Source organism: Ottowia sp. VDI28 (genome assembly GCF_049532675.1).
Lineage (GTDB): Bacteria > Pseudomonadota > Gammaproteobacteria > Burkholderiales > Burkholderiaceae_C > Ottowia.
Genome location: NZ_CP149820.1, coordinates 3,930,683 through 3,946,608 on the forward strand (window position 1 = coordinate 3,930,683; position 15,926 = coordinate 3,946,608).

A 15,926-nucleotide genomic window follows, 5' to 3' on the forward strand; every position below is an offset into this window, starting at 1 on the left:
GCGTGACATATTTCACATTCAATGCTCCTCCGGCAGGAAAAGCTCTTGCAAATCACTCAGAAAATCAAACCCGCGCGCACTGGGACGCAACCAGACTCCATCGCGCTCCAGCCAGCCGGCTTGCTCGGCTTTCTGCACCGCCGCGGAAATACTGCTCGGAGGCAGGCCTGTCCGGTCGACGAAATCCTGCAGCGCGAAGCCATCCTTCAAGCGCAGCGCATTCAGCATGAACTCGAACGGCAGATCCTTGCGCGGCACTTCGTGCTCTTGCGCGATCGCATCCCCCGCCAATGCCTTGTTCATGTATAGCTCGGGCTCGCGGTGGCGAACCTGACGGATGATCCTGTGGGCAAAGCTCAGCTTGCCGTGCGCGCCCGCACCTATTCCCAGATAGTCGCCGAATTGCCAATAATTGAGGTTGTGCACGCAACGATGGCCAGCGCGCGCATAGGCCGAGACCTCATAGCGCTCCAGGCCCGTGGCTTCGGTCAATTCCGTGATGCGGTCAAGCATGGCCCAGGCGCTGTCTTCGTCCGGCACTTTGGGCGGAAACTTGGCGAACACGGTGTTCGGCTCGATCGTGAGGTGGTAGATGGACAGATGCGGCGGCGAGAACGCCAGCGCGGCGCGCACATCTTCTTCCAGCGCCTGAAGCGTTTGCCCAGGCAAGGCATACATCAGATCGAGGTTGAAGGTATCAAAGGCGCGTGCAGCCTCTTCTACCGCCGCGCGCGCTTGTTGGCCGTCATGCACGCGGCCCAGGGCCTTCAGATGGGCGTCCTCGAAGCTCTGCACCCCAATTGAAAGCCGCGTGATCCCCGCGCCGCGAAAGGCGCTGAAGCGCTCACGCTCAAATGTGCCTGGATTGGCTTCCAGCGTGATTTCACATAGCGGCGCCAACTGCAGACGGGCGCGTATGGCGGCGATCAGCCGGTCAATCGCCTCGGGTTCGAACAAGCTGGGTGTGCCGCCACCGATGAAGATGCTATGCACCTGACGCCCCCAGATCATCGGCAGACTGGCTTCGAGATCGCTGATCAGGGCATCCACATAGCGCGTTTGCTGGGCTTGCGCGTCTACGCCAGGGCGCCGCTCATGGGAGTTGAAGTCGCAGTATGGACATTTCTTCAGGCACCAGGGAAGATGCACGTAGAGCGAAAGCGGCGGCAATGCCGGCAGCTGCAGCGTGCCGGAGCGCATGTAATGAGTGATGTCTTTCACAGCCAGCGTTCACGCATCAAGGCCACCATGGCGCGGACCGCCTGGCCGCGGTGGCTGTGGGCATTCTTGACCTCGACCGGTAGCTCCGCGAAGGTCTTGCCAAAAGCGGGTATGAACATGACAGGATCGAAGCCGAAGCCATTGCTGCCCTTCGGCTCGCGGGCGATTTCGCCCACTGCTCTGCCAACGGCAATCAGGGGCTCCGGATCGTCTGCGCTGCGCAGCGCTACCAAGGTGCTAACCAGGGCCGCGCGGCGCTGGTCAATGTCCTTCATCTGCTCCAACAACGCGCGCACGTTGTTGGCATCGCCCTTCTCGTAGCCGAACTGGGTGGCATAGAACGCGGTGTCAACTCCCGGCAGGCCGCCGAAGGCATCGACACACAGCCCCGCATCATCAGCTAGCGCCGGCAGGCCGCTGGCTGCCGCGGCATGGCGCGCCTTGGTCAATGCGTTCTCGATGAAGGTGCGGTACGGCTCCTCAGCCTCGCCAATACCCAGCTCGGATTGGCGCACCAGCGTCATCTGCAAGGGCTCCAGCATGACCTGCAACTCGGCGAGCTTTCCCGGGTTGTTCGAAGCCAGCACGATTTTCATGACTGGGCGCTCGACAAGGCGCTTTTTGCATGCCAATGAGCTCGCCGATGCCCTTGTCGGCCAGGGAAAGCAGCGCGTCCATCTCGGCACGCGAAAAAGCGGCGCCTTCTGCCGTACCCTGCACTTCGACGAAGTGGTTGGAGCCGGTCATCACTACGTTCATGTCGGTGTCGCAGGCGGAGTCTTCGTTGTAATCCAGATCGAGCATGGGAACACCGCCCACAATACCGACGGATATCGCCGCCACGTGTTGCAGTATGGGCGACTCAGCCAGGGTGCCGCGCGCCAGCAGCAGGTTCACCGCATCTTGCGCGGCCACGAACGCACCGGTAATGCTGGCCGTGCGCGTGCCGCCATCGGCCTGAATGACATCGCAATCCAGGTGCAGGGTGCGTTCGCCCAATTTCTTCAGATCGAACACGGCCCGCAGGCTTCGGCCGACGAGACGCTGGATCTCCTGAGTGCGGCCGCTCTGCTTGCCGCGCGCGGCCTCCCGGTCGCCGCGCGTATGCGTGGCGCGCGGGAGCATGCCGTATTCGGCCGTCACCCAGCCTTCACCGCTGCCGCGCTTGTGCGGCGGCACTCTCTCCTCCACCGAGGCATTGCAGAGTACGCGGGTTTGGCCGAATTCGATCAACACCGAGCCTTCAGCATGCACGGTGTAGCCGCGAGTGATGCGCACGGCGCGCAATTGATCTGCCGCGCGGCCGGTGCGCTGCACCGGGTTGAAAGTGGAAGTGTTACTCATAAAAAATCAATGATGATCGTCATGCTGCCGCGCGAGAATGCGCGAGCTTTCAGGCCATTTTCTCAAAAGTAACCGCCTGCCCTCTCGCAGGCAGAAAAAGGGGCAAGGGACGCCAGGGACTTCTAACGCCTTCGCGTCGCCATGCGCTGAATGGCTTCATTGATCTCGGCAATGGAGCGCTCGATGGCATGATCGTCCATCTCGTCATCGAGCGGTAAATCCAGGGCTCCAGCCTGCACCGTGGAAGTGAACTCCTGCTCGCTCAGGGCTTCCGTCTGGGTAAATCCGCTGGGGCTCGCAGCCGCCTGAGGCATCGAACCTTCCCATTCGAGAGCCAGCGCGGTGACATTGTCCGAGCGCTCGCCCCCTTTCGGAGCGCCTTCTCGATCAGATCGGGGACGGCCTGCGCCACCTTTTGCTCGGAAAGTTGGGCAACGATGTTCTCATCATCCACGCTGCCCCACAGACCATCGGAGCAAAGCAAAACCTTGTCGCCATTTTTCAGCGGAAGCGGTCCGGCGATATCCACGATCGGGCGAGTCGTGGAACCCAGGCAGGTAAACAGCACATTGCGGTTGATGCCCTTCAGCGGCATACCCGCGCCGCTTTGCGCTTCCAGGTAGGAGTGATCGCGCGTACGTACAAGCAGTTTGCCTTGCCTGGCGACATACAGGCGGGAGTCGCCGCAATGCGCCCAGTGGATCTGTCCGTCCTGAATGAGGGCTGCCACCAGTGTGGTGCGAGGTGTATCAAGCATGCCGCGCGCACTGGCATGGCGAACGATCTGTTGGTGCGCCGCCATGACACCGTTGGAGAGAAACGCCGGCACATCGGGCAGATGCGGTTGGGCCTCCCGCTGGAAAAGCGCCGCCATGGTCTGCAGGGCGAGCTGGGCGGCCGTTTCCCCCTCCGGGTGGCCGCCCATGCCGTCTGCCAGCATGAACAGGCCGGCATCGCGGGTATAGCAATACCCCATGCGGTCTTCATTCTTTTCGCGGCCGCCGAGGCGGCTGAGCTGAAATACCGAGAATTTCATGGGAATATCTTTATTTTCATGGGCCCCGTATCCAGCATGGGGCCGATATCATTTCGCGCTAAACCGCGTAGCGCGCAGGATGTTCTTCTTGGCATCAGACACGACATTGTCGAACTGCAACCGTACTTTTTCACCTACCGAGAGCTTGGTGTAATGGCGCTCGCCCTCCCGGCTAAGCTCCTTCTGCAACGCGAACACCGATTGCGGACGCGACAGTGGATCGAGCGACATGCACCACTCCACCATTTCGATCAGATTGTCGGAATACACGCCCCGCATACGGGTGAGCGACAACCCCAGCCTATCCTTCTCCAGCCGCTGCGGCGCATCGTTGGGCGGATAGCCCTGCATGCACGAGTACATGCACGCGCCGATGGCATAGATATCCGTCCACGGGCCCATGGTCGAATCGCGCCGGTACATCTCTGGCGCAGCAAAGCCGGGGGTATACATCGGACGGGTAAAGTTGCCTTCCTTGTTCAGCACCTCTCGCGCGGCACCGAAATCAAGCATCACGGCCCGGTTGTCATCGGTAATGAAGATGTTCGCGGGCTTCAGATCCAGGTGCAGCATCTTGTGCTGATGCACGATGCGCAAGCCACGAAGGATCTCGTCGAACAAGGAGCGGATGGTGGACTCGCGAAACACCTTCTGCTTTTTCAGGTCTCGCGCGGTGACGATGAAATCCTGCAGGGTCGCGCCCTCCAGGTAGTTCATCACCATGTACACCGTTTCATTTTCGCGAAAGAAATTCAGTACGCTCACCACCGAGGCGTGTGAAATCTGCGCCAATGAGCGGCCTTCCTCGAAAAAACTCTTGAGGCCCAACCGGTACAAAGACAGCTTTTCCGGTGCCACCTGTGGCACCAATTCACCTGGAGCGCGGGTGGTCAGCGCCGCGGGAAGGTATTCCTTGATCGCGACCTGCTGCCCTTCCTTGTCGACGGCCAGGTAAACGACCCCGAAACCGCCCGCCGAGAGCTTGCGCACCACGCGATACCCGCCAATCACCGTATGGGGAGGCAGAGGGCTTGGCTTCGGCTTTGACATAATTTGCGGCTATTTCCCCAGAAAGTCTGGCCGGGGCACTCAGGAACATGTTCACGCGCTAACATGGTCACGATCCAAGATGGCCGCCGTGCCCTATACGCACGAGAAAGAATCGAATGTCAGTTTACAGTATGACCAGCTACGCCAGCGGTCAGCAGGCGGCACCCAAGGCAGCCGAAGACGGCTCCACCTCATCCAGAAGCGCCCAACCGCGGCTGGCGCTTGAACTGCGCTCGGTCAACAGCCGGTTCCTGGACCTTCAGTTCCGCCTGCCGGACGAGCTCCGGCAGCACGAACCGGCCCTGCGCGAGTTGCTGGGCAAGCGCCTCAAGCGCGGCAAAGTGGAATTACGCGCCTATATAGAAGGCCGCGACTCCTCCGGCCTCCAGGAGCCCTCCCCCCGCGCCTTGCAGCGCCTGTCCTCGCTGCAGGACCAGGTACAGAGCTGGCTGCCCGGCGCCCCAGCGCTTTCCGTGGCCGATGTTCTGCGTTGGGCCGGCGGATCCGAGGAATCAGCGGCCGCCAGCATTGCCGAAGCCGTCTTGCCGCTGGCCCAGAAGGTGCTGGACGATTTTGTAACAGCACGGGCGCGCGAAGGTGCCCGTCTGGCGCAGCTGCTGGATGTGCGGCTGGTGGAGCTGCGCCGCCTCGCCAAAGACGCCGAACCTCTGATTCCGAAAGCCATCGAAGCCCAGACACAGCGTTTTCTGACCCGCTGGAACGAAGCCCTCGCCGGTGTCGAGAATGCGCCGCCCGCGGCCGCCGCCCAGGAGCGCGCGCTGAGCGAAGCCACCGCCTTTGCCATCCGCATCGACGTATCGGAGGAATTGGGCCGGCTGGTTTCCCATCTCGATGAAATTACTGCCATCCTGAAAAAAGGCGGCGAAATCGGCAAACGCCTGGATTTTCTGATTCAGGAGCTCCACCGCGAGGCCAATACGCTGGGTTCGAAGTCGACGATGCTTGATTTGACGCGGATCTCGGTGGATATGAAGGTGTTGATCGAGCAGATGCGGGAGCAAGTGCAGAACATAGAGTGAGGTTTCAGGTCGGCACATGCCACCCGAAAACCCCTTGAAAATCAGTTGGTTAGCGTGGCGATTGATGTCATGAGGTAGCAAGCGGTTTCAGCGAAGCGCACGATTTCTGTGTGGTAAATCGTGTGGGAAATCCAGTCCTCCGCGATCTCGGGAGCAGCGCCCGAACATTTACCACACAGGTTCCTCGTGAATCGCTGTGGAGATCGCGCCATGACTGAGACTGAACGCGTCACCGACAAGACGCTGCGAGCCTGGCTCAACGCCGGAGCCGTCCACCGTGGTATCGGCGGTGGCCTCAACTTTGTTGCCACCGCCGCCGGTGCGCTGAAAGGCCAAGCTTCCTGGATCCTGCGCTACCGCTTTGGTGGCGTTGCCCGAGAGAAGGTGCTCGGTCGCTATCCGGACCTGTCGCTCAAGGACGCCCGCGAAGCGGCACGTCAGAACCGGGCTCGCATCCAGCAAGGCGTGGACGTTGCCGCCGAGAAGCGCGCCGAACGGCTCAAGGCGCAGGAGCAGACCACCGTGGCCGCCCTCGCGCAAGCCTGGTACGACCGCCACATCGCCAAGACCTACAAGCACCCCGAGGTCGTACTGCGCGTCCTCCGCCGTCACATCGAGCCGGTGATCGGCAAGCTGGGCGTGACGGAGGTCCGGCCACTGCACATCGACAAGGTGCTCACCCGCATCCTCGATGCAGGCGCGCCGACCGTGGCCAACGATGCGCTGCGCCACCTCTTCCGCATGTTCCACTTCGCCGTGAAGCGCCGGTGGATTGATGCCAACCCGGTCTCCGGCTTCGAGATCTCCGACGCGGGAGGCTTCGAGGTCTCAAGACAGCGCTGGCTGAACCGCGAGGAACTCGCTGCGTTCGCCAAGGCCATGCAGGACACGCCCAACTTCGGACGCCAGAACGAGTTGGCCGTGTGGCTGCTGCTCGCCCTGTGCGTGCGCAAGATGGAGTTGCTGTCGGCCCGGTGGACCGAGTTCGACCTGGAGCGTGGTGTCTGGGCGCTGCACCCGTCGCGCACGAAGATGAACCAGTCCATCGACATCTCGCTCGCGGCGCCGGTCCTGCGGTGGCTGCAGGAGGTCCAGGTGTTCTCCTGCAACAGCGAATACCTGTTCCCTGCGCGCCGGCTGATTCACATGAAAAGCGGCGTCCCGAGGCGGAACCGTTTCGGCCACATCAGCCCGGACACGCTCAACGTCGCTCTTCGCCGCCTGCCGCTCGACGACATCGAGCACTTCACCGTGCATGACATGCGTCGCACGGCCCGCACCCACATGGCCGCGCTGGGCGTGGACCGCTTCGTCGCCGAGCGGGCGCTGAACCACAAGGTGCGCGATGTCGAGGGCGTCTACAACCAGTACGACTACTTCGAGGAGCGCAAGGTGGCGTTGGAAAGATGGGCGAAGTGGCTGGCTGCGATAGAAGAAGCGCGCAACGGCGGTGCGCCGAGCACGCAAGCCAGCGAAGACGCCATGGCGGCACTGGCGAAGCAAGCCCAGGAACTGGACATGGGCTACGAGCGAAGCGGTCGCCGCTCGTGCGCAGATGACACGCACTCCCCATGAGGTGCCGCTGCTTCAGCCCGCTGCCCTGTAGGCTATGGCCACCGCTTGAATACTCCCCAGTTTGGCCGTTTGAAATTTCCCCAGTTTGATCGACGTTGAAGCGCTGGCGGGCCGAGGCCCGCCAGCGCTTCGCGCTCCACCCGAGGACCATGCGCGGATTGACGCGCGGAGGTCTGGGTGGTCAATCTGAAGGAATTGATGATGATTCTGGAGTTGCACAGGCAGGGCCTGTCGGTGTCGGCCATTGCCGAGCGCACTGGGCACGACCGCAAGACGGTGCGCAAGTACATCCGCCAGGGGCTGGTTGCGCCGAAATACAAGCCGCGCCAGCCACGGGCCACGGTGATCGAGCCCTTCGAGGCGTTCCTGCGCGAGCGGGTGGCGGCCTGGCCGGAACTCACCGGCGCACGGCTGCTGCGCGAGATCCGGGAGTTGGGCTATCGCGGCGGCAAGACCGTGCTCAACGATTTCCTGCGCGAGGTGCGCCCGCCGCCGGCGCCGACCTTCGAGCTTCGCTTCGAGACGCCGCCTGGCAGGCAAGCGCAGGTGGACTTCGCCGAGTTCAAGGTCCAGTTCACGGGCGAGCAAGATGTGCAGCGCAAGGTGTGGCTGTTCGCGATGGTGCTGGGCCACAGCCGCTACCTGTGGGCGCAATTCGTCCTGCACCAGGACCTGCCCACGGTGCTGCGCTGCCACATTGAGGCCTTCGAGCACTTCGGCGGCGTGCCTCGGGAGATCCTGTACGACCGCATGAAGACGGCCGTGCTGGGCGAACCCGACGAGGACAAGCCGATCGTGTACAACGCCAAGCTGTTGGCCTGCGGCGCGCACTACGGCTTCGTGCCGCGAGCTTGCCAGCCCTATCGGGCGCAGACCAAGGGCAAGATCGAGCGCCCATACCGTTACATCCGCGCCGACTTCTTCATGGCGCGCAGCTTCACCGACATCCAGGACATGAACCGCCAGCTGCGGCACTGGCTGGACACGGTGGCCAACGTGCGGTTGCATGGCACGACCGATCGGATCGTGGCCGAACACTTCGCTCAGGAGCGCTCCAGCCTGCAAACCTTGCCGGCTGGCCGGTTCGATGCCGTGCTGCGGGTACAGCGGCGCCTGAGCCATGAGGGCTGCGTGAGCGTCGGGGGCAACTACTACTCGGTGCCCGACGGCACGCGCGCCCGCGTTCTGGAGGTGGAGAGCACACCGCACCAGGTGCGCATCCACGAGAACGGCAAGCTCATCGCCGTGCATGCGCTGCTGCACGGGCGCAAGCAGCGCTCCGTGCTGCCCGGGCATCGACAGGTGGCCCGTGGCGTCCAGCATCGCGACAAGCCGGCCGTGCGGCTGCTGCCAGGCCACGCCGTGGCCACACGCTCGCTGGGCGTGTACGAGCAGATCGCCCGCCAGCTGGGAGGCCTGCGATGAACGCCAGCACCACCGATCGCATCCGTCGTCATCTGGTGGGCCTGAAAATGCCGCGCGCGCTGGAAGCCCTGCAGACTACGCTCTCGCGCATCGAGCAGGGTGAGGTCACGGCCCTGGAGGCCATCGAGGCCCTCCTGGGCGAGGAGTACAGCACCCGGGAGAGCCGGCGCATCAAGATGGCGCTGCAGACGGCCCGGCTGACCACCGTCAAGAGCCTGTCGGGCTACGACTTCAGCTTCCAGCCGAGCCTGGACCGCAACCGGGTGCTGGCCTTGGCCGAACTCGAGTTCGTCGAGCGGCGCCAGTGCGTGCACTTCCTGGGACCGCCTGGCACGGGCAAAAGCCACCTGGCGATCGCTCTGGGCTTCGAGGCCGTGAAGGCGGGCAAGAGCGTGTTCTTCGCCACGCTGGCCGAACTGGTGGACTCCATGCGCAAGGCCGAGCGCGAAGGCAAGCTGCGCGAGCGGGTGAAGTTCCTCAGCCGCTACAGCCTCCTGATCGTCGACGAGATCGGCTACCTGCCGGTGGGTTCGGGCGGCGGCAACCTGTTCTTCCAGTTGGTCAATGCCTGCTACGAGCGCTGCGCCATGATCATGACGGGCAACCGCGGCTTCGGGGAATGGGCCGAGATCTTCGGCGATGCGGTGGTCGCCACGGCGCTGCTGGATCGGCTGCTGCACCACGCGGTGGTCATCCCGATCGAAGGCAACTCGTACCGGCTGCGCGAGCACGCCGCGTTGATCCCCGAGCACATGCGCGGGCGCACGTTGCTGGGCGAGCCAGCGCCGATGCCACCCATCAAGCGGCGCCCAGGGCGCCCGCGAAAGGAGGAAACCGCCTCAACGACGGGCTGAGCACCCGAAACAGGGTGGGGAAATTTACTCCGGCCGAACTGGGGAAAACAAAGGCGGCGTTGACAGTAGGCAATCACTGTGCAACATGCCGCCTGGTGGAACAACCATATAAAGACCATAAAAATGACTCTTATGAAGGATTTTTTGATATAAGAGACAGAATAATGTCATTAAATCTAGCCCCGTCCAGCGAAATCCTCCAGGTACTGGGCCAACGCGTGCGTGCGCAGCGGTTGGCACAGGGGTTGCCCCAGCGCGAGCTGGCGCAGATGGCTGGCCTCTCGTTGGGCGCACTGCGCAAGCTGGAAAGCAGCGGCCAGTCTTCGCTGGAAACCCTGGTTCGCGCAGTGCAGGCGCTCGGGCTGGTCAATGAGCTGGAGGATCTGTTCGTGCTCAAGCGCCAGTCCATCGCTCAGATGGAAAAAGCCGAAGCGGCTACCCAAAGGCAGCGAGCCCGCCGCCGGAGCAGCACATGAAGAATGAGCCCCCACGCTCCGCCGCTACGCGGGTCGCTGCCCCCCAGGGGGCGCTTTTCATCTTGGGGCGGCCCGGCGATGAAAAGGCTTGCCGTCCACTACTGCGGCTGGGGCGAGGACTGGCCACTGGGCTTGCTCGCCGACGACGGCACCACGCTGCTGTTCGAATATGCGCCCGAGGCGCTGACGCAAGGGCTCGAACTGTCGCCGCTGCACCTCAAGCTGCGTGCCACCGCCTATGGCGGCTTTCCACCGCACCTGCTCCGCCTGCCAGGCCTGATCGCCGACAACCTGCCCGATGGCTGGGGCCTGCTGCTCATGGACCGGTTGTTCCGTCAGCAGGGTTTGCGCCATCCCGGGCCACTGGATCGCCTGGCCTTCATCGGGGATCGCGCCATGGGCGCCCTGCGCTTCGTGCCGGCTGCAGAGCCTGATGCCGAGGAGCCGGACTGGAACCTGTTGGCCTTGGCCAAAGAAAGCGAGCGCGTCCTGGCCGGTGAGGCAGGAACCGCCTTGCGCGAACTGGCGTTGACGGGAGGCTCCCCGCAAGGCGCACGGCCCAAGGCGCTGGTGCAGTACGACGCAGGGTCGGGCCACGTCAGCACGCGCGGCGACGCACCGGCCCCCTGGCTGGTGAAGTTCCCCGCCCAGGGCGAACACAAAGAGGTCTGCGCCATCGAGCAGATGTATGCCGAGCTGGCCCGCGATTGCGGACTGGAGGTGCCAGCCAGCGCATGGTTCGATCTGTCGTCCAAGCTGGCCGCCTTCGGCGTGGCGCGCTTCGATCGCGAACAGGGCTCGCGCGTGCCGGTGCACAGCCTGGCGGGCCTGCTGCAGGTGGACTTCCGCCTGCCCGGCAGCGCGGACTACACCGCCCTCCTGCGCGCCACACGCCTATTGACCTGCGACGAGCGCGAAGTGGAGAAGGCCTACGCCCGGGCCGTCTTCAACGTGCTGTTCCACAACCGCGACGACCATCCGAAGAACTTCGCCTGGCGCCTCGGACAGGATCGGCGCTGGCGGCTGGCCCCAGCCTTCGATCTGACCTTCAGCGAAGGCCCCATGGGCCATCACCACATGGACGTCTGCGGCGAAGGCCGTGCCGTGGAACGCAGCCATCTGCTGCGCCTGGCTTCGGAAGGTGGCGTGGCGACGAAGGCGGCTGAAGCCAGCATCGATCGGATGCTGGAGCAGGCGACGACCTTCTCTCAACGTGCGGCGGCGTATCCGATCCGCCGAGCGACGGTGCAACGGATGAAAGCATCGATCCATAACTGCCAAGAGAAACTCATGCGCGGTTGATGAAGGTCGACAGCAGCCCCGGACACAGAGTCGTCAATCACCTGCAGGTAACGCATCCTCGTCCGGCAACTCTGCTTGCTCGTCATGCTGGCGGCGATACAGGACGGCCCCGAGGTACGCCCCGGAGGCGCGAGTGCGATGGTGCCCTGCCAGGCGCGCTGTCGATTGCCTCGCCACGGCGTCCAGTTCCAACCCTGCCTCACCACCGCGCACGGGTGGCGCCACCCCGCCGGTCTGTTCGATGTAGTGCTCGATCAAAGCCTGGTGGCGTAGGCCATGTGCCGTCACCCCCAGTTTTTTGCTCGTAATGCCGAAGCGCGCCATCACGTAGTCGAAGCGCCGCAGGTTTTCCACGAGACCACGGCCTGGGTTACCCATGTGAGCGTCCGGCCCCTGCGCGACGCTTTGCGCGAACTGCAGCGCTTCGATGCGCTGCAGCGAATCCAGCGGCACGAAGCGCGGCCGGCCGCCCTTGGCACCCTGCTGGACCCAGACGTATTCGTCGGCCTGCCGCTGCTCGATGGGCAGGCCTGTTGCGGCGAACGCCACGACGCAGCAATGGGGCCTCAGCATCACCGCTTCCTTGCGCCGCAAACCCATCGTTCGAATGAGCCGCAGCGATGCGCCGACATAGGGGTCATAGCCACACACGCGCCCTATCACCGCGTCTATGTCGACCCCTGCGGCACTCCAGCTCTTGTCGTGCAGGGCGTGCTCATGGCGTTGGTACTCTGCGAGCGACAGACCGTAACGATCCGGTTTTAGGATGAACCCGGGCTTGCCCAGCCATAGCGCCAGTCCGCGCAGGAAGCTCAGGTAGGTCTGGATGGTGGCGGGCGCGAGTCGTTCACGCTGCCAGACAGTCACCATGGCCTGGATGTGCTTCTGCCCCAGGTTACGCGGATCTGGCAGCGTCTTGAACCCGGCCTTGAGGCGCAGGTTGCGAAAGAAGCGCCGCAGGAAGTCTGCGCGCTCCTGGCGCGTCTTGTGCGAGACGGTCTTGTTCAGTGCGGTGTGCTGGGCGTTGAACAGCTCGATCAACACCTCGAGCACACGCATCGGGTCGGCTTTGCCGGGGCGGTAGCGATCGAGCACCTGCTGGGGTGGCTCATATCGGGTGTGGCGCGCTGTGTCGATGCTGCCCTGGCGGCGACGATTGGAGTTCGGAGCAGAAAGGTTGGCCATGGCCATCTCCTGTGAAGAAGCCGCGCGCCGTCCCGGCGGCGTGCGGCGATTGAAAGAGGTGGAATCCATCAAGTCCATGGGCAGCGCGGATTCTGTCGCGCCATCCATGCGTGGTCAGGTCATTTCGGCGGGGCACCCGACCACGGCGGTGCCTTGCCTACCCAGGTACTCGCCGGCATCACGCCACTTGCGCGGCAGCCGGCTCGGTCGGTCTTAAAAATGAAACGGAGTGATCCAACCCGGCGGCGCATTTCTGCGTCTGCCGGGCGTTGTGATGCCGCCCTGCCTCGCAGGGCATGGACGACATCAGCGCGAAGGTCTGGCCTTCAGCGCGGTTGAATGGATCGGTTCTCGGAACGCAGCGTCATCCACCTGCAGGGGTCCGCCCCTCGACCGAAAGTCCAGGGCGGTGCCAGGTTCACGAGCGGGTGCACACGGGGAGCCCATGAGGGCAAGCACAACCGTGTGCTGCGCGAATGCGCGTGCTCGAAAGGATGACGGGCTCGGTGGCACGGCATCGGGTGCCGGTCAGCGAACAGTCAGGCGCATGGCACGTCCTCTGGGAACGTCCGGCGGCGAAGCGCCGGCCAGTCATGTGCAGCTCTACGTTGGAAACAACGCCGGGCATGGCCTCGGAGGACCATGCCGCGCCAGGCTCAGTGGCCAGGCGATAGGAAGGCGGGTAACGACCGCAACGCCTTTCGCTCCACGATGGAGCAGGCCAGGAGGCCTCGGGAAACTGCAGTTGACACCGGCGGCGAACGAACGTCAACGGTTGTTCGCCGCGTACCCGTGCAATGCCCGCGAAATGGCGGTCGTTTCGGGTGGCGCTTGCAACCGAAACGACGGGGGCAAATATCTTTCGAACGCGCATGCCACCGAGACGACATCAAGGCTTGACTCCCATTGATACGGCCTCTGGTTTCGACCGGTAGGAAACCATGTCATGCCAGCCATGTTCCGCCCAGCCCGCGAATCATCTGCAGTGCAACTGGAGTGTCACTGCAGATTCGCGCACGTCCCAGGAGCGGCAACACCCGTTCAATCCTGGGTCACGGGACATACGACGCAGTGTCACTGGAGTGACGGCACAAGGCTCTGGGGATGCCGGTTGACGATGTGCTCATCCATGGGAACTTGCGTTCATCACCACGAAAGGAGTTCGAGATGAGCAAGTTCTGGTACGTCACCGGCGAACTGACCGAGGTGCAGCGCTACATCAATGTCCCCATGCGCTCGTGCGAACAATACCCTGCCCGCGAACGGCGGGAGTTCTGGCTGACCCGGACGGATGGCGTCGACCAGAAGGTGAAGCTCGTGGTCCACAGTCGCTCGATGCCCGCGCGGCGCGGTCATGAGGTCTGCGTGCTACTGCTCGGCGAACTGGTCGTCGGTCTGGTGAACCTGAGCACTGGCCGGCGGATCAATTTCATCACCGCCGACCCGCCCCTGCTGCTGCGCCGCTGCGATGTGCTGGCAGCGGCCGGCATCTTCGTCTCAGGCGCCATCGTGGCTGCAAGCTGGGATGTGCGGAGCCTGCTGCTGACTGTTCCGCTCAGCTTGCTGTATGCGCCCTGTAGGGCGCTTGGCCGGTTGCTGTGGCGAGCCCGGCTGCGCGGGCACGTGGACCGCAGCCTGGACAAGGCGCTAGCTGCCGTATCCGCCGAGCCCCCGCGATTGTGGCGGGTGAAGTAACCAAAGTGGAGGGAATCCTACCGCCCCACCCTTGCAGCGATTTAACCGCTCTTTCGCCGCATAAATTGCGGCAATAGCATGATCACGTGACGAATCGGCACCCAATCTCCGCATACCGTCAACGCGGTCACGGCCCGTGAAATCGAGGGCAAATGCTCAATGTAGCCTCGGTTCAGTTGTCCACTGCTCGCCGGTTGGCTTGGACGTTGATGCCCTGACGCCAGCGCCCCACATCGCGAGAGGCAGTCGGAATGGTGCTCGGCGCGACCTCACGCAGTGGGGAGCACTTTGAACCAAATGGTGCGACAACGCGGCCGGCCCGATGCAGGTCGCCTCCAACCTGGCGAGCCGCCGCGACTTCCACGTCCAGACCGCCCGCAGCATCGCGACCCGCCGACAGCACGGGACGGCGCTTCTGTAGCCCAAGAAGCAGCTACTCTGGCCAGCAATATCATTATCATTTTGATGATGATATGGAATACGTATCGAATCCATATTCGATGTGTTACGATCCTAACGCACAAGCGAAGAAAACCATGACCGATAGCCAACTCATCAATCTCACGCAGGCGCAGCGCGACCGGCTCGCGTTTGTAGAACTACGCCTACGGTTTATGGGTGAGATCCGGCGACAAGACTTGGTAACGCGCTTTGGCATCCAGGCTGCGGCGGCCACACGAGATATCGCACAGTACAAGGAGCTGGCCCCAGGCAACATGGAGTACGACCCCAAAGCCAAGGTGTATGTCTGCGCCTCCTGGTTCAGGCCCTTGTTCGACTTTCCGATCAAGCGTGTGCTCAGGTGGCTATCTCAAGGGTACGGCGACGCCGAGCCTTCACACCTTCGGGGTGTCATTGCCTCCGAAGACACGGGGCTGCCGAGCCGTATTGATCTGGCATTGCTTTCCATCCTGACTCGCGCCATCCACCGGGGCGCAGCCGTCAAGATTTCCTACCGCGCCCTGTCCAGCGGCCTCACCACCCGCGAGATCGTGCCCTTCGCCTTGGCTGACAGCGGCTTGCGCTGGCACCTGCGGGCCTTCGACCGCCGCAGCGGCGAGTTCCGCGACTTCGTGCTGGGCCGCTTCGACGACGCCAGCATCTTGCCGGGCGAGGTCGCCGACCACGAAACCTCCGCTCAGGACATCCAGTGGAACCGCATTACCGAGCTGGAGCTTGTGCCGCATCCGGCCAATGTGCAGCACCCCGACACCATCGAAGCCGAGTACGGCATGGAAGGCGGCGTGCTCAAGGTGCGCACCCGTGCGGCAATGGCGGGCTACCTGCTGCGCCGCTGGAACGTGGACTGCACCGACGACCACAACCTAAAAGGTGGCGAACACCACCTGTGGCTGCGCAACCGGCAGGCGCTCTATGGCGTCACCAACCTCGTTCTCGCGCCGGGCTACGACGCAACCGGCAAGGAATGGTGATGAACATGGCGCTCTGCTTCAACCCCGCCTCCAAGCACTTTCACGACCGAAAGGAGTTCCATCATGGCTAAGACCCCGTCCAATCACGGCAAACAGTGGTCGCCTGCCGATGTTTCGCAGCTTAAGCAACTCGCTAAGCAGAACACGCCCACGCGCGTCATCGGCCTCAAGATAGGCCGCACGGAAGATGCCGTGCGCGCCAAGGCCAGCGAAGCCGACGTTTCGCTCAAGCCCACCAACCAGTCGCCCTACAACCGGCGTAAGCCCTGAGCGACAGCCGGAAGAAGACG

The 15,926-nt window shown here is 63.4% G+C and carries 15 protein-coding genes and 1 pseudogene; 9 read left to right on the forward strand and 7 right to left on the reverse strand.

The features are described 5' to 3' along the window. Positions 1-18: 18 nt before the first annotated feature. The 5 genes and pseudogenes from hemW to WJU18_RS18685 all read right to left on the reverse strand — a co-directional run bounded on the left by hemW (position 19) and on the right by WJU18_RS18685 (position 4,651). A complete protein-coding gene (gene hemW / locus WJU18_RS18665; protein ID WP_423461039.1) occupies positions 19-1,200 on the reverse strand; it encodes a radical SAM family heme chaperone HemW in 1,182 nt (393 codons plus the stop codon). 17 nt (positions 1,201-1,217) lie between these two features. After that, positions 1,218-1,817, reverse strand: a complete 600-nt coding sequence (gene rdgB, locus WJU18_RS18670; protein WP_423454658.1) for an RdgB/HAM1 family non-canonical purine NTP pyrophosphatase — start codon at positions 1,815-1,817, stop codon at positions 1,218-1,220. After that, entirely contained in the window at positions 1,702-2,565 is an 864-nt protein-coding gene (gene rph, locus WJU18_RS18675; protein ID WP_423454660.1) for a ribonuclease PH, read from the reverse strand. The genes rdgB and rph overlap by 116 nt, the downstream gene beginning before the upstream one ends. A gap of 122 nt (positions 2,566-2,687) precedes the next feature. Further along, a pseudogene (locus WJU18_RS18680) lies at positions 2,688-3,601 on the reverse strand (PP2C family protein-serine/threonine phosphatase). Positions 3,602-3,649: 48 nt separating this feature from the next. Beyond that, complete coding sequence (locus WJU18_RS18685) at positions 3,650-4,651, reverse strand: serine/threonine protein kinase (protein WP_423454661.1); 1,002 nt, start codon at positions 4,649-4,651, stop codon at positions 3,650-3,652. 116 nt (positions 4,652-4,767) lie between these two features. Between WJU18_RS18685 and WJU18_RS18690 the strand changes: the two genes are divergently transcribed. The 6 genes from WJU18_RS18690 (at position 4,768) to WJU18_RS18715 (ending at position 11,323) form a co-directional block, all read left to right on the forward strand. Beyond that, a complete protein-coding gene (locus WJU18_RS18690) occupies positions 4,768-5,691 on the forward strand; it encodes a YicC/YloC family endoribonuclease (protein WP_423454662.1) in 924 nt (307 codons plus the stop codon). A 210-nt stretch (positions 5,692-5,901) separates the two neighbouring features. After that, on the forward strand, positions 5,902-7,266 hold the full coding sequence (locus WJU18_RS18695; protein WP_423454664.1) for a tyrosine-type recombinase/integrase: 1,365 nt from the start codon (positions 5,902-5,904) through the stop codon (positions 7,264-7,266). A gap of 177 nt (positions 7,267-7,443) precedes the next feature. Continuing rightward, the gene (istA, locus tag WJU18_RS18700; protein WP_423454665.1) at positions 7,444-8,691 is read left to right on the forward strand and encodes an IS21 family transposase; all 1,248 of its coding nucleotides are present in this window, start codon (positions 7,444-7,446) and stop codon (positions 8,689-8,691) included. Continuing rightward, positions 8,688-9,545 carry an IS21-like element helper ATPase IstB gene (gene istB / locus WJU18_RS18705; RefSeq protein WP_423454666.1) on the forward strand — a complete coding sequence of 286 codons (858 nt, stop codon included), beginning with the start codon at positions 8,688-8,690 and terminating at the stop codon, positions 9,543-9,545. Before istA ends, istB begins: the two co-directional genes overlap by 4 nt. Positions 9,546-9,709: 164 nt before the next feature. Further along, positions 9,710-10,021, forward strand: coding sequence for a helix-turn-helix domain-containing protein (locus tag WJU18_RS18710; RefSeq protein ID WP_094434908.1), 312 nt, complete (start codon positions 9,710-9,712; stop codon positions 10,019-10,021). A 78-nt stretch (positions 10,022-10,099) separates the two neighbouring features. After that, entirely contained in the window at positions 10,100-11,323 is a 1,224-nt protein-coding gene (locus tag WJU18_RS18715) for a type II toxin-antitoxin system HipA family toxin (protein WP_423454667.1), read from the forward strand. 33 nt (positions 11,324-11,356) lie between these two features. Here the strand turns inward: WJU18_RS18715 and WJU18_RS18720 are convergent, their stop codons facing one another. Continuing rightward, positions 11,357-12,508 (reverse strand): integrase domain-containing protein, encoded by a 1,152-nt coding sequence (locus WJU18_RS18720; RefSeq protein ID WP_423454669.1) that lies wholly within the window; start codon positions 12,506-12,508, stop codon positions 11,357-11,359. A 1,167-nt stretch (positions 12,509-13,675) separates the two neighbouring features. Between WJU18_RS18720 and WJU18_RS18725 the strand changes: the two genes are divergently transcribed. Beyond that, on the forward strand, positions 13,676-14,203 hold the full coding sequence (locus WJU18_RS18725) for a hypothetical protein (RefSeq protein ID WP_423454671.1): 528 nt from the start codon (positions 13,676-13,678) through the stop codon (positions 14,201-14,203). Between the two features lie 172 nt (positions 14,204-14,375). On the opposite strand, the gene WJU18_RS18730 is transcribed toward WJU18_RS18725, so the two are convergent. After that, positions 14,376-14,606, reverse strand: coding sequence for a hypothetical protein (locus WJU18_RS18730; RefSeq protein WP_423454672.1), 231 nt, complete (start codon positions 14,604-14,606; stop codon positions 14,376-14,378). A 133-nt stretch (positions 14,607-14,739) separates the two neighbouring features. On the opposite strand from WJU18_RS18730, the gene WJU18_RS18735 reads away from it, so the two are divergent. Both WJU18_RS18735 and WJU18_RS18740 read left to right on the forward strand, forming a co-directional pair. Then, the gene (locus WJU18_RS18735; protein ID WP_423454674.1) at positions 14,740-15,636 is read left to right on the forward strand and encodes a WYL domain-containing protein; all 897 of its coding nucleotides are present in this window, start codon (positions 14,740-14,742) and stop codon (positions 15,634-15,636) included. A gap of 63 nt (positions 15,637-15,699) precedes the next feature. Further along, the gene (locus tag WJU18_RS18740; protein ID WP_423454676.1) at positions 15,700-15,906 is read left to right on the forward strand and encodes a hypothetical protein; all 207 of its coding nucleotides are present in this window, start codon (positions 15,700-15,702) and stop codon (positions 15,904-15,906) included. The last annotated feature ends 20 nt before the right edge of the window (positions 15,907-15,926 follow it).

Bases quoted from the DNA above. Each gene is read 5' to 3' on its own strand.
- WJU18_RS18695 (WP_423454664.1), top strand. From the start codon at position 5,902: ATGACTGAGACTGAACGCGTCACCGACAAGACGCTGCGAGCCTGGCTC.
- hemW (WP_423461039.1), bottom strand. From the start codon at position 1,200: ATGCGCTCCGGCACGCTGCAGCTGCCGGCATTGCCGCCGCTTTCGCTC.
- rdgB (WP_423454658.1), bottom strand. From the start codon at position 1,817: ATGAAAATCGTGCTGGCTTCGAACAACCCGGGAAAGCTCGCCGAGTTG.
- WJU18_RS18685 (WP_423454661.1), bottom strand. From the start codon at position 4,651: ATGTCAAAGCCGAAGCCAAGCCCTCTGCCTCCCCATACGGTGATTGGC.
- WJU18_RS18740 (WP_423454676.1), top strand. From the start codon at position 15,700: ATGGCTAAGACCCCGTCCAATCACGGCAAACAGTGGTCGCCTGCCGAT.
- WJU18_RS18690 (WP_423454662.1), top strand. From the start codon at position 4,768: ATGTCAGTTTACAGTATGACCAGCTACGCCAGCGGTCAGCAGGCGGCA.
- WJU18_RS18715 (WP_423454667.1), top strand. From the start codon at position 10,100: ATGAAAAGGCTTGCCGTCCACTACTGCGGCTGGGGCGAGGACTGGCCA.
- rph (WP_423454660.1), bottom strand. From the start codon at position 2,565: ATGAGTAACACTTCCACTTTCAACCCGGTGCAGCGCACCGGCCGCGCG.
- istB (WP_423454666.1), top strand. From the start codon at position 8,688: ATGAACGCCAGCACCACCGATCGCATCCGTCGTCATCTGGTGGGCCTG.
- WJU18_RS18720 (WP_423454669.1), bottom strand. From the start codon at position 12,508: ATGGCCAACCTTTCTGCTCCGAACTCCAATCGTCGCCGCCAGGGCAGC.
- WJU18_RS18725 (WP_423454671.1), top strand. From the start codon at position 13,676: ATGAGCAAGTTCTGGTACGTCACCGGCGAACTGACCGAGGTGCAGCGC.
- WJU18_RS18735 (WP_423454674.1), top strand. From the start codon at position 14,740: ATGACCGATAGCCAACTCATCAATCTCACGCAGGCGCAGCGCGACCGG.
- WJU18_RS18710 (WP_094434908.1), top strand. From the start codon at position 9,710: ATGTCATTAAATCTAGCCCCGTCCAGCGAAATCCTCCAGGTACTGGGC.